Here is a 13,090-nt window from a genome sequence, read left to right as displayed (position 1 = left end):
GCTCCCACAAGGATTATGTGAACAACACAAATCCACTGTGGGAGCGAGCTTGCTCGCGATTGACGGTATGACTGATTCAACCCATCAAAGCTTGGCCGTCGACCGCCCAGGCTTTTTGCTCTGCAACAAATGCGAGAACACCGCATGCAGGTCATCCGACGCGCTTTCCTCGTCGAGGTTGAGCTTGCTGTCGATGTGGTCCATGTGATGCATCATCAAGTCCACGGCCAGTGTGGCATCGCGGGCCTCGATGGCGTCGATCAACTGGGTGTGTTCGTCGTAGGAACAGTGGGAACGGTTGCCGCTTTCGTATTGAGCGATGATCAGCGACGTCTGGGACACGAGGCTGCGCTGGAAACTGATCAGCGGGGCGTTCTTCGCCGCCTCGGCCAGCTTGAGGTGGAACTCGCCCGACAAACGGATGCCGGCGCCGCGGTCGCCGCGGGAAAAACTGTCGCGCTCGTCGCTGACCATCTGCCGCAGCTCAGCCAGTTGCTCGGCCGTGGCATGCTGCACCGCCAGTTCGGTAATCGCCCTTTCCACCAGGCGCCGGGCCATGAATACCTGGCGCGCCTCTTCGACACTCGGGCTCGCCACCACCGCACCGCGATTGGGCCGCAGCAACACCACGCCTTCGTGGGCCAGGCGCGACAAGGCCCGGCGAATGATCGTGCGGCTGACCCCGAAAATTTCCCCCAGCGCCTCTTCGCTCAATTTGGTACCGGGCGCCAGGCGCTGTTCGAGGATGGCCTCGAAGATATGCGCATAGACAATATCGTCCTGGGTTCCGCTGCGGCCGGCTTTACCAGCTCGCGGTTGTTTCTTGAGGGGCTGCAACTGTTCGTTCATGGGCACTCGAGTCGGGAGAACTGCGGCGAATTGACCGTGACTGTAATACGGCACAGCGGGTCGCTGGCAAGTATCGCGTAAAAAACAGCTCGATTGTACACAACCTCTGATGGCAACACGACTGTACGGCTGTTTGGAGGCATGGCTGTATAGCAATCGCTCACCGGGTTGAGTTTAGGCTTAAACCCACCTTTCTGTGATACCTGTGGGAGCAAGGCTTGCCGGCGATAAAGCTGACGCGTTATGCCTTGGAACCGAGGCGTTCCCATCGCGGGCAAGCCTTGCTCCCACAGATGCATAACCTATAACAAGGAACACCGCCCACCATGACCGAAGTCACGACCACACCACTTCGTCCATTGGCCGACACATCGCCTTCGGCCATCGTCGCCGGGTTCATCGCCATGATGACCGGCTACACCAGCTCCCTGGTGCTGATGTTCCAGGCCGGACAGGCGGCGGGGCTGACCAGCGGGCAGATTTCCTCGTGGATCTGGGCGATTTCCATTGGCATGGCGGTGTGCTCCATCGGGCTGTCGCTGCGTTATCGCACACCGGTCACCATCGCCTGGTCGACACCCGGCGCAGCGCTGCTGATCACCAGCCTGGGCGGCGTGAGTTATGGCGAGGCCATCGGTGCCTATATCACCTGCGCAACCTTGGTGACGATCTGCGGCCTGACCGGCAGTTTCGAGCGCTTGGTCAAGCGCATTCCGGCTTCGCTGGCGGCGGCGTTGCTGGCGGGGATCCTGTTCAAGATCGGCAGCGAGATCTTCGTCGCCACCCAACATCGCACCGGCCTGGTGCTGGGGATGTTCTTCACTTACCTGATCGTCAAGCGCCAGTCGCCTCGCTACGCGGTATTGGCGGCGCTGCTGGTCGGCACGGCGCTGTCCGGCCTGCTGGGGCTGCTGGACTTCAGCGGCTTTGCCCTGGAAGTCGCGACGCCGGTGTGGACCACGCCACACTTTTCCCTGGCCGCCACCATCAGCATCGGTATTCCGCTGTTCGTGGTGGCGATGACCTCGCAGAACATGCCCGGCATCGCCGTGCTGCGGGCCGACGGCTATAACGTGCCGGCCTCGCCGCTGATCACCAGCACCGGGATCGCCTCGCTGCTGCTGGCGCCGTTCGGTTCCCATGGCATCAACCTGGCGGCCATCAGCGCGGCCATCTGCACCGGCCCTCACGCCCACGAAGATCGCAACAAGCGCTACACGGCGGCGGTGTGGTGCGGGATTTTCTACGGGATTGCCGGGGTGTTCGGCGCGACGCTGGCGGCGTTGTTCGCGGCGCTGCCCAAGGAGCTGGTGCTGTCCATCGCGGCCTTGGCGCTGTTTGGCTCGATCATCAATGGCTTGAGCATCGCCATGAGCGAAGTGAAGGAGCGGGAAGCGGCGCTGGTCACCTTCATGGTCACGGCGTCGGGGCTGACGCTGTTCTCCATCGGTTCGGCGTTCTGGGGGATCGTGGCGGGGGTGTTGACCTTGCTGATCCTGAACTGGCGCAACGATTGAAAGCATCGCGAGCAAGCTCGCTCCCACAGGGGATGTGTGTGGTTCACATCACTACTGTGGGAGCGAGCTTGCTCGCGATAGCGGCCTGACAGTCACCAACACCTAACAGCCAGGCACAAAAAAAGCCGGCACCCAAGCGGGCTGCCGGCTCTGACCATCAAGCAATCACGCCTTGGCGTTGATCGGCTTTTCCGGGTACCAGACGTCCATCAGCGGGCTGACTTCCACGCTGGTCAGCTCAGGACGCGCCTTGAGCCAGGCTTCAACGGCAGCGCGCTGCTCTTCGGTGACCGAACCACGCTTCTGCAGGCAAACCAGACCGTAGTCGTCGCCGCCGACATAGCCCAGGCCGTTGGCTTCCATGGCTTCTTTCAGGAAAGCGTCGAGGAAAGCGTCAATAGCCTCATCGGCCAGATCTTCTTTGAAATCCAGGTTCAGTTCGAAACCCAGCTCTTGAAATTCATCCACGCACAGCTTTTTGCGCAGACGCTGGGAACGGTTAGTCGCCATTGGAACAATCCTCATAAGTAATAACGGCCGGCACTTTACCAGTTTGGTGCGTCGATTGCCCGACTGATCGGGCCTATCGACCTACCGTCGGTAAAAAATAGCCCCAGAAGGGCTCAGGCACGGTCCAAGCCGTTGCGGCTTGGGGCATAATGCCGACACTTTCATGACCGTTGAGGGCGTTCATTTTCATGTCCTCGTTTTTTCCCCCTCGCCCGTAGGGTTTTATTTCACATGATCAAATCTTTGCGCCCACTGCTTCTGGCCAGCCTTCTTCTTCCCCTGGCCCTCCCTGTCACCACCCACGCCGCCACGATCAATACCGCCCTGTCGCCCAACGTGCAGAAGGCCCTCAAGGCCAGCAAACTGCAGAACGACGCCTTGTCCCTGGTGCTGGTGCCGCTCAACGGCCCCGGCACCCCGACCCTGTACAACGCCGACGTCTCGGTCAATCCAGCGTCCACCATGAAACTGGTGACCACCTACGCGGCCCTGGAAATGCTCGGTCCCAATCACCAGTGGAAAACCGAGTTCTACACCGACGGCACCCTCAGCGGCGGGATTCTCAACGGCAACCTGTACCTCAAGGGCGGCGGCGACCCCAAGCTGAACATGGAAAAGCTCTGGCTGCTGATGCGCGACCTGCGGGCCAACGGCGTGCAGCAGATCACCGGCGACCTGGTGCTGGACCGCAGCTTCTTCATCCAGCCACAACTGCCCGAGTTCAACGACGACGGCAACGACGAAAACAAACCGTTTCTGGTCAAGCCCGACTCGCTGCTGGTCAACCTCAAGGCCCTGCGTTTCGTCGCCCGCAATGACGGCGGCCGGGTGCTGGTGTCGGTGGAGCCGCCGATTGCCAGCATTCGCATCGAAAACCAGGTCAAGGCAGTCAATTCCAAGCAGTGCGCCGGCGGCGTGCGCTACAACCCGGTGCCCCAGGCGGACGGCAGTGTGACGGTGACCGTCGGCGGCCAGCTCGGTGACGGTTGCAGCTCCCAGACCTACCTGTCGCTGCTGGACCATGCCACCTATACCGCCGGCGCGGTGCGCGCGATCTGGAAGGAACTGGGCGGCAGCATCCAGGGCAGGGATCGCCTGGCCGCGACCCCAAGCAACGCCAAGGTGCTGGCCCGGGCGTTCTCCCCGGACCTGGCGGAGATCATCCGCGACATCAACAAATACAGTAACAACACCATGGCCCAGCAGTTGTTCCTGAGCCTCGGCGCGAAATTTCGCAACGAAGCCGACGGTGACGACGCCAAGGCAGCGCAACGGGTGGTACGCCAGTGGCTGGCCAAGAAAGGCATCACCGCGCCACACCTGGTGATGGAGAACGGCTCCGGCCTGTCCCGCGCCGAACGGGTCAGCGCCCGGGAAATGGCGGCGATGCTGCAAGCCGCCTGGCGCAGCCCGTATTCGGCGGAGTTCATCAGCTCGATGCCGATCGCCGGCACCGACGGCACCATGCGCAAACGCCTGAAAACCACCGCAATGGCCGGCGAGGCCCACGTCAAGACCGGGACCCTGAACACCGTCCGTGCCATCGCCGGCTACAGCCGAGACATCAATGGCAACACGTGGGCGGTGGTAGCGATCCTCAATGATCCGAAACCATGGGGCGCATCGTCGGTGCTGGACCAGGTGCTGCTGGACCTCTACCGCCAGCCGAAGCTGCCGCAGACGGCTTCGGTGCTCTGACCCAGCGCAAAACCCAATGTGGGAGCGAGCTTGCTCGCGATTCGGTCGGCCAGTTGATAGGGATGTGACTGACCTGGCGCTATCGCGAGCAAGCTCGCTCCCACAGGGGATTTGTGTCGTACACAAATTTTGTGTCCACTTTGACCCTATGTACCCTGCCTAAGTGGCTAACCCAACTGCACCTCGACCCGATCCCGCCCGGCCTGCTTGGCCGCGTACACGCCTGAGTCAGCCCTGAGCAGCAACGCATCGGCTCCCTCCCCGGCGCGCCAGGTGGCGATGCCGAAGCTCGCAGTGACGACCCCCACGTCCTCGATGGGCGCCGCCCGCAAGCCTTCCCACAACCCCAGGGCCAGGGCATGGGCGCTGTCGCTGTCAGTGTCCGGGCAGAGCACCACGAACTCTTCCCCACCCAATCGGCAGAACACATCGGTACGGCGCAACCGTTGGACGATGCGCTGGCAGACCGCCTGCAACACTCGGTCGCCCACCGCATGGCCATGCTGGTCGTTGATGCGTTTGAAGTGATCTATGTCGAGCATGATGACCGCCAGCCCGCCGGAACCGCGCTCGACCCGGGCCATCTCCGAGGTCAGCCGCTCCTGGAAGTAGCGGCGGTTGCGAATACCGGTCAAGGCGTCGGTCACGGACAGGGCCCGCAGCTCTTCTTCCACCCGCTTGAGGTCGGAAATATCCGAGATGTAGCCGTGCCACAACACTCCGCCGCCAGGCAGCTCCTCAGGCGTGGCCTCGCCGCGTACCCAGCGCAGGCCACGCAAGGGCAACTGCACCCGGTACTCTTCACGCCACGGGCTCAAGGTGTGGGCCGAAGCACGGATCGAAGCGCGGACGCGCGTACTGTCCAAGGGGTGGATACGGGAGAAAATCGCCTCGGCGTTCTGCACCAGGACATCGGGTTCCAACTCATAGATGTCGCGGATGCCGTCGCTGGCATAGATCACGCTGAAGCGACCATTGAAGTCCATCTTGAACTGGTAGATCCCCCCGGGCACATGAGCACTGAGCTTTTTCAACAACAGGTCACGCGCCGCCAGCGCTTCGTGGACACGCTGGCGTTCGGTGATGTCGATGCAGATCGCCAGGTGCCCGACCCACAGCCCCTGGTCATCGAGCATGGGTGTAGCGAGCATGTTCACGGTCAGATGGCTGCCATCGCGGCGCACCAGGGTCCATTCCCGCGCCTGCTGCCCACCCTGTTCGCCGCCTTCGAGCAGCATCGCATGGCAGGTGGGAATCGGCTTGCCAAAACGCGCGCCGAGCTGGGCGGCCCGGGCCTGGAGCTCGCGCGGTACATGCAGGCTTTCCAGGGTCATGCTTTGCAACACCTCGGCCCCCGAGTAACCGAGCATCTGTTCGGCGCCCACGTTGAATGTAGTGATAACGCCGCGCAAATCAGTGGCGATGATCGCGACCTGGGTCGCGGCATCCAGCACACCGCGCAACTGACCGTGGGTACCGCGCAACTCCTGCTCCCGGGCGCGCAGTTCACGGGTGCGTTGCTCCACCAGCTTCAAGGCCCGTTGCCGCTGGCTGACCAGCACGTAGAGCAAGGCACTGAGCAGCAGGCTGAGCAAGCCGCCAAGTACCACCATGCTCGAGACCGAAGAGCGATTGGACGACAGGAACACTCGGCTGGGCCGCAATTCCACCTGGTAACTGTGATCGGCCAGGTGCAACAGGCGGGTTGCCGATAAATCGCTGTCACCCGGCGCGTCGAGGGTATCGAACAGCACTTCCTCCCGATTGTCGGTGGACAGGTCCAGGACACGCATCGATAGGTTGTCATGCCCTGCGGCCGGTAAGCCATCGCCCACCAGTTGACGCATGTTGATGCCCGCCACCACGTAACCGAACGGTTCCTTGGCCGACGCTCGGGTGACCGGCGCCACCAGCAACACGCCACGGGCGAAGTCCGGTCCGACCCCCATCAGGTCCAACGGCTGCGAGACCACCACCGTGCCAAGCAAGCGCGCTCGCTCAAGCACGGCCCGACGCAATGGATGGGAAAGCAGATCGAAGCCCAGGGGCGACATCGAAAGCGGCTGGCTCTGGAGGTACAGCACCGGCACGTACTCGCCTCGCTCGGCGGCACGCCGCAGGCCGCCGCTATCGTCGGCCTCGCGGATGGCAAAGGATTCGTCTCCCTGGGCTCGCGTCCCTTGCTCGAAGGATTGGCGCAAGTCCCGAGATACCCGTGGCGCCCAGGCGAAGGCCAGGGTGCGGCGCAATAGCGGTTCGACGTAACCGTGGAACTCCGCGTTGGAAACCCCTGCCGAATTGGCAAAGAACCGCCTCAGGCCATCGAGACGTTGTTCCTGGTCCTGGAATCGCTCTTCGATGCGGCTGAAGCGCTCCTCGGCCTGCAACTCGAAGCGTTGGCGCAATTGCTGGTTGAACAGGTCCATCATCGCCCAGCTCAACACGCCGGTCAGGAAGGTTCCGGCCAGCAGCACCAGCGAAGCCACCAGCCAGGCCGACACGTCTTCACTGATAAAGCCCAGAATCCTGGGACGCACCTGATGCAATGCCATAAATACAACTCGCAAAGGTACCAGGCATAGGCACAGCCCTGGACACAGCCTAAGTTATAGCTATTAGCCATCACTTTGACCAGTCCCCGAATGAGCTAGAAGCCTTGAATTACAAGGCTCCGTGGATCCAATCGGCCCCGATCAACGGGCCATGATCTTCCAGGCACGGTGGATCTTGCCGTTGCGGGCAAAATCCGGATCAAGGGTCTTGGCGGTGATCTCTTCCACCGCGTAGCGCTCGCCGAGATTGTCCTCGAGCTGGAACTTGCGGAAGTTGTTGGAGAAATACAGCACACCGCCCGGGGCCAGGCGTGCCATGGCCAGGTCCAGCAACTGGACGTGGTCGCGCTGCACATCGAACACGCCTTCCATGCGCTTGGAGTTGGAGAAGGTCGGCGGGTCGATGAAGATCAGGTCGTACTCGTCACGACTGGCTTCCAGCCAGGCCATCACGTCGCCCTGCTCCAGACGGTTCTTGTCGGAAAAACCATTGAGCGAGAGGTTGCGTCGCGCCCAGTCCAGGTACGTTTTCGACAAGTCGACGCTGGTGGTGCTCCGGGCCCCCCCCTTGGCAGCGTGGACGCTGGCGGTCGCGGTGTAGCAGAACAGGTTGAGGAAGCGCTTGCCGGCCGCCTCTTTCTGAATCCGCAGGCGCATCGGCCGATGATCGAGAAACAGCCCGGTGTCCAGGTAGTCAGTGAGGTTGACCAGCAGCTTCACGCCGCCTTCGTTGACCTCGGTGAACTTGCCCTGGGCGCTCTGGCGCTCGTACTGCTTGGTACCGCTCTGACGCTCGCGGCGCTTGATCACCACGCGGCTCTTGTCGACGTTCAGTGCCTGGGGAATGGCCGCCAGGGCGTCGAACAGTCGAGCCGAGGCCTTTTCCGGGTCGATGGATTTCGGCGCGGCGTATTCCTGCACGTGGACCCAGTCATGGTAGAGGTCGATGGCCATGGCGTATTCCGGCATATCGGCATCGTAGACCCGGTAGCAGTCCACGCCTTCACGCTTGGCCCATTTACCCAGCAGCTTGAGGTTCTTTTGCAGGCGATTGGCGAACATCTGCCCGCCTTCGCTCAAGCGCGCCTGCTCGACCACGGGGGCCGGCGCAGGCGCCGGTTTGATCGGGTTGCCGTTCTTGTTGTACTGGCGCTCTTGCGGTACTTCAGGAGTTTGATCGTAGGCGGCCTGCTCACGCTCCACCTGGCGTTGTTCCGGGGTACGACGCTCCCCGGTGACGAATTGGTCCGGCAGCACCTTGATCAGCAGCAACTTGCACGGCAAGGCGCCGTTCCAGAACGAGTACTGCTTGTGGCTGCGAATGCCCATGCGCTTGCCCAGGTCCGGGGCGCCGGTGAACACCGCCGCCTCCCAGTTCAGGCACGCCTGGCGCAGGCGCTCGCCGAGGTTCTGGTAGAGGTAAAGCAGGCTGGCTTCATCGCCCAGGCGCTCGCCGTACGGCGGGTTGCAGATCACCAGGCCTTTCTGGTTCTGGTCCGGACGGGGCTCGAAAGTGGCGACTTCGCCCTGATAGATCTTGATCCACTCGCTCAGGCCCGCACGCTCGACGTTGTTGCGACCCGGCTGGATCAGCCGCGGGTCGGCTTCGTAGCCGCGAATCCACAACGGCGGCTTGGCCAGCCCGGCAGCGGCGCGGGCCGTGGCCTCTTCGTGGAGTTTTTTCCACAACGCCGGCACATGGCCGAGCCAGGCGGTGAAGCCCCACTGCTGGCGACGCAGGTTCGGCGCCATGTCGGCGGCGATCATGCCGGCTTCCACCAGGAACGTGCCGACACCGCACATCGGGTCGGCCAGTGCCCCGCCTTCAGCGGCAATGCGCGGCCAACCGGCGCGGATCAGGATCGCGGCGGCGAGGTTTTCCTTCAGCGGCGCGGCGCCTTGCTGCAAGCGATAACCGCGCTGGTGCAGGCTGTGGCCGGAAAGGTCGAGGGAAAGGATCGCTTCGCCGCGGTCCAGGCGCAGATGGATGCGCAGGTCCGGGTTGAGCTTGTCGATGGACGGTCGCTCGCCCGACGGCGTGCGCAGCTTGTCGACGATGGCGTCCTTGACTTTCAAGGCGCCGAAATGGGTGTTGTCGATGCCCGAGCCGTGGCCACTGAACTCCACCGCCAGCGTGCCATCGGCCAGCATATGGTCTTGCCAGTCGACATCCAGCACACCGTGGTACAGGTCTTCGGCGTCCTTCATCGCGAAGCGCTTGAGCACCAGCAACACGCGGTTGGCCAGGCGCGACCACAGGCACAGGCGATAGGCCGTTTCCATGTCGGCCATGCCGCGCACGGCCGAGGTGTGCTCGCGCGCCTCTTCAAGGCCAAGCCCGACGGCTTCCTCGATCAACAGGCCTTCGAGGCCCTTGGGGCAAGTGAGGAAGAGTTCGAAACGATCGGACATGGGATTTCCAGAGCCTTTGGCTAAGTGGACCGGGCAACGCATTGCCGGGCCGGGTTCAATCAGGTGCTTTTCTCAAGAGCACCCGCGTGGCACGAAAGTGTGCCGTTCCACCCTCGCCGCTCAGGTTAAAAGAGCTTAGATGCAGGGGCAGGTAAAAAATTCTGTGCAACAAATTGTGAAAACTCGACCCTTTCGTCGAATAGTACCCGAGTGCAACAGGGGGACATTCTCATTCAAGGAAAGACAGTCCCGTTGGCGCAGGGCCGATCATACAGGGGTCTTGCCCAAAAGCGGTCAACGAACATGAAGTTACTTATCGCCCTAACATCTTTAATGTTACGTGCTTATGACAAAACGATCATTCCATCCCTGTGACGCTTTGGTTAGAACTCAACACAGGTTGACGACGCAAAGGCGTCAACACCTCGGCTCGTCACGCCGGCAACGAGCCACCAACGGCAGAATGATTCTGCCCCGACCTCGATAGAGGTCGACGCTAAGTAACAGTCAACAAGTGAGGGCAACACCCTATGAGAAGACTTAAGCGTGATCCGTTGGAAAGAGCATTTTTGCGTGGTTACCAATATGGCGTTGGTGGTAAATCCCGTGAGCTTTGCCCCTTTACTCTACCGTCGGTACGTCAAGCCTGGATCAATGGCTGGCGAGAAGGACGCGGCGACAACTGGGACGGTATGACCGGCACTGCGGGTATCCACAGACTCAACGAACTTCACGCCGTCGGCTGACACAGGGCTTAACACTCAAGAACTCGACAATTTGACATCCCAATCGTTTTAACCACGCACGTCCCATCCGGACGGCGGGCTACGGCCCAGGGGGCTCCTTCGAGGAGCCCTTTTTAATGCCTGAACTTCATGAACAACACTGGTGCCTCACCTGTGACCACCGGTGTGGCGAGGGGATTTATCCCCGCTGGGGCGCGCAGCGGCCCTTCGATATATCGGTCAGCATGGGTGTTTCGGTCTTGCGATGTTGGGGGCTGCTGCGCAGCCCAGCGGGGATAAATCCCCTCGCCACAGAGGGCATGTGCAACCCTCAAGGCTGAATCAACCCAAGGCCGCGATAGCGTCCACCGACTCACGAATCAACGCCGGCCCCTTATAGATGAAGCCCGAGTAGATTTGCACCAGGCTTGCCCCGGCGTTGATCTTCTCGGCGGCGTGCCGGCCTTCGGTAATTCCGCCCGCCGCGATGATCGGCAAGCGCCCCGCCAACTCAGCGGCCAGCACCGTCACGGTGTGGGTGCTCTTGTCACGCACAGGGGCGCCAGACAAACCACCCGCCTCGTCACCGTGCTCCAACCCTTCGACGCCTTCGCGCCCCAGAGTCGTGTTGGTGGCAATCACCGCATCCATGCCCGTCTCGATCAAGGCCTGGGCCACCTGGACGGTCTCTTCATCGGTCATGTCCGGGGCGATCTTGATCGCCAGCGGCACGTGCCGGCCGTGGGTCAACGCCAGCTCCGCGCGACGCCGGGCCAGATCGGCCAGCAACTGCTTGAGGGAATCACCGAATTGCAGGCTGCGCAGCCCCGGGGTATTGGGCGAGCTGACGTTGACGGTCACGTAGCTGGCGTAGGCATAAACCTTGTCCAGGCAAATCAGGTAGTCGTCGACGGCACGCTCCACCGGCGTGTCGAAGTTCTTGCCGATGTTGATGCCCAGCACGCCCCGGTACTTGGCTGCCGCCACCCGGGCGAGCAAATGGTCGACACCGAGGTTGTTGAAGCCCATGCGATTGATGATCGCCTCGGCTTGCGGCAGGCGAAACAGCCGTGGCTTGGGGTTGCCCGGCTGCGGCCGCGGGGTGACGGTGCCGATTTCCACGAAACCGAAGCCCAGTTGGGCAAACCCGTCGATGGCCGCGCCATTCTTGTCCAGGCCCGCCGCCAAACCGACCGGGTTGGGAAACTCCAGGCCCATGACCGTCACCGGCAACTTCGCCGGGGCCTTGCAGAGCAAACCGTTGAGGCCCAAACGTCCGCCCGCGCCGATCAGGTCCAGGGACAGGTCGTGGGAGGTTTCCGGGGAAAGTTTGAACAGCAGCTCGCGGGCCAGGGTGTACATGGGCGGGTTTGACTCGATCGACGAAATGAGCCGCGGATTATAGCCGGGGTGGAGCGCTGGGAGCGAGCAGCCGATGGCAGCAAGCTCGGTGGGTTAGATCAAGCCAAGTTCGTATCCTTAAGGTCATAAGTGTTGTCCGTGCGTTTGGCGATGCTATAGATGAGTGCAACGTACAAAAACATCGCCAGCAGAGCGAGACAGCTATCAAGAGCATGGCCTTGTGTATCGTCGCCTAATTCGGACTTACTTAAGTAGTCCGCTAACAGCCCCCCGAACGCAGAGAGGGCTACTCCAAACGAGAAGCGTGCCCCCATAACATTCAAAAATGTATGGGCCATTTGAGTTTTGGTGGGCCATTGAAGAACCGTTTCCGTCTTCAAAGCCCGATGCTGCAAAGACTCCTCATCAGAAAAGGTCGAGTCCGTCCCTCGCCGGGGTGACAACCAATTGCTATTTTTAGAGGTAACAAGGACACCCGCATCGATCATCTGTGCGACAGTAGTCGACACAATGGGAAACAGGTCATCCCGGAAACAGTAATCAAGCCCCTGAGCCGCCCTGGCGAGACCATTCAATGGCATGAGTCTGGCCACTTCCGTCTGCGCAAATTGAAATGCACCAAAGAAAAAGGCTGTAACGCCGGTTGCCGCTGCGTTCGCGGGGCCAGCGTTATCTTTCAAAGGGGCGAACAAATCAGCCAACGCTCTGACCAGGTTATAGACAAGTCCGCCGGCCACTGTAGGGAAAAGATTCGTCGCCGCTCCTGTGGCACAGGCCCCGATTGCGAGTCCCGTCGCTCCGATTGTCAGGAACGCGGCCCCTAGCTTCGACGCCAAGCTCAACTCCCCTTCGAAATGCCGGAGCAAGGCGCCCGCCGCTACCAGGGCGGGCCCCGTCATTGCCGCCGCCACGCCAGCCCAGGCCCGACTGGCTTCAGATGTATCGCTTTCGCGAAGGGCTCGTTCGACGCCATAAATAACAAATTGACGCGCTACAGCGGCCAAGGCTATGACCAGCCCCGTGCGCCCGAGAAGATGGAGTCCATTGCGTCCAGGCTCCTTGGCGGATTCGAGCAGTTCCTTGCCAGCTTCAAGCACTTTTTCCATGCGGCCTACCCGCGTTTCGATGTTCGAAACTCCAGGTAAGCTGTTACCAAACACGGCCGCAGACGGACTCTCACCCTGGTCGATGTAGCGCTGGACCTGATCAACAACATCGCGGTCTGGTTCACCCAAGTTATTGCATAGTTCTTTCAGTGAACTATCTACCGAGCGGTCCATACGCGTCAGGAGCGCGGCGACTTTCTGAAGCTTTCCAAAATCGCTCTGCCGAAAATCCACGGTCTCTACATTCGAAACATCAAGCAGGCTTGCCTTGGATTCTGAGGGTGAAACGCTACCAGAGTCTGTTACAGCCACAGTAGAAGGCGCAGACGACTGGTTGGCATTCGTAATATGCATATTTA

The 13,090-nt window shown here is 61.4% G+C and carries 9 protein-coding genes; 3 read left to right on the top strand and 6 right to left on the bottom strand.

Going from position 1 to position 13,090, the window contains the following annotated elements:
* Positions 1–84: 84 nt before the first annotated feature.
* The gene (locus tag ACMTA2_RS10270; protein ID WP_003183531.1) at positions 85–849 is read right to left on the bottom strand and encodes a GntR family transcriptional regulator; all 765 of its coding nucleotides are present in this window, start codon (positions 847–849) and stop codon (positions 85–87) included.
* Between the two features lie 326 nt (positions 850–1,175).
* Between ACMTA2_RS10270 and ACMTA2_RS10265 the strand changes: the two genes are divergently transcribed.
* Positions 1,176–2,366, top strand: coding sequence for a benzoate/H(+) symporter BenE family transporter (locus tag ACMTA2_RS10265; RefSeq protein ID WP_413794749.1), 1,191 nt, complete (start codon positions 1,176–1,178; stop codon positions 2,364–2,366).
* A 165-nt stretch (positions 2,367–2,531) separates the two neighbouring features.
* Here ACMTA2_RS10265 and ACMTA2_RS10260 read toward each other — a convergent pair whose 3' ends face one another.
* The gene (locus tag ACMTA2_RS10260; RefSeq protein WP_212796847.1) at positions 2,532–2,876 is read right to left on the bottom strand and encodes a YggL family protein; all 345 of its coding nucleotides are present in this window, start codon (positions 2,874–2,876) and stop codon (positions 2,532–2,534) included.
* A 231-nt stretch (positions 2,877–3,107) separates the two neighbouring features.
* Between ACMTA2_RS10260 and dacB the strand changes: the two genes are divergently transcribed.
* Positions 3,108–4,574 carry a D-alanyl-D-alanine carboxypeptidase/D-alanyl-D-alanine endopeptidase gene (dacB, locus tag ACMTA2_RS10255; protein ID WP_413794748.1) on the top strand — a complete coding sequence of 489 codons (1,467 nt, stop codon included), beginning with the start codon at positions 3,108–3,110 and terminating at the stop codon, positions 4,572–4,574.
* A 167-nt stretch (positions 4,575–4,741) separates the two neighbouring features.
* On the opposite strand, the gene ACMTA2_RS10250 is transcribed toward dacB, so the two are convergent.
* On the bottom strand, positions 4,742–7,126 hold the full coding sequence (locus ACMTA2_RS10250; protein ID WP_413794747.1) for a sensor domain-containing diguanylate cyclase: 2,385 nt from the start codon (positions 7,124–7,126) through the stop codon (positions 4,742–4,744).
* Positions 7,127–7,267: 141 nt separating this feature from the next.
* Complete coding sequence (gene rlmKL, locus ACMTA2_RS10245; protein ID WP_413794746.1) at positions 7,268–9,538, bottom strand: bifunctional 23S rRNA (guanine(2069)-N(7))-methyltransferase RlmK/23S rRNA (guanine(2445)-N(2))-methyltransferase RlmL; 2,271 nt, start codon at positions 9,536–9,538, stop codon at positions 7,268–7,270.
* Between the two features lie 530 nt (positions 9,539–10,068).
* On the opposite strand from rlmKL, the gene rmf reads away from it, so the two are divergent.
* Complete coding sequence (gene rmf / locus ACMTA2_RS10240; protein ID WP_003223300.1) at positions 10,069–10,284, top strand: ribosome modulation factor; 216 nt, start codon at positions 10,069–10,071, stop codon at positions 10,282–10,284.
* 321 nt (positions 10,285–10,605) lie between these two features.
* Here the strand turns inward: rmf and ACMTA2_RS10235 are convergent, their stop codons facing one another.
* Positions 10,606–11,625, bottom strand: a complete 1,020-nt coding sequence (locus ACMTA2_RS10235; RefSeq protein ID WP_413794745.1) for a quinone-dependent dihydroorotate dehydrogenase — start codon at positions 11,623–11,625, stop codon at positions 10,606–10,608.
* A 98-nt stretch (positions 11,626–11,723) separates the two neighbouring features.
* Positions 11,724–13,085, bottom strand: a complete 1,362-nt coding sequence (locus ACMTA2_RS10230) for a hypothetical protein (RefSeq protein WP_413794744.1) — start codon at positions 13,083–13,085, stop codon at positions 11,724–11,726.
* Between the last annotated feature and the right edge of the window lie 5 nt (positions 13,086–13,090).

This window comes from Pseudomonas medicaginis, from assembly GCF_965119365.1.
Taxonomy (GTDB): Bacteria; Pseudomonadota; Gammaproteobacteria; order Pseudomonadales; family Pseudomonadaceae; genus Aquipseudomonas.
Note: the sequence above shows the minus strand (reverse complement) of the source record. Positions and strands in the feature narration are given on the sequence as shown.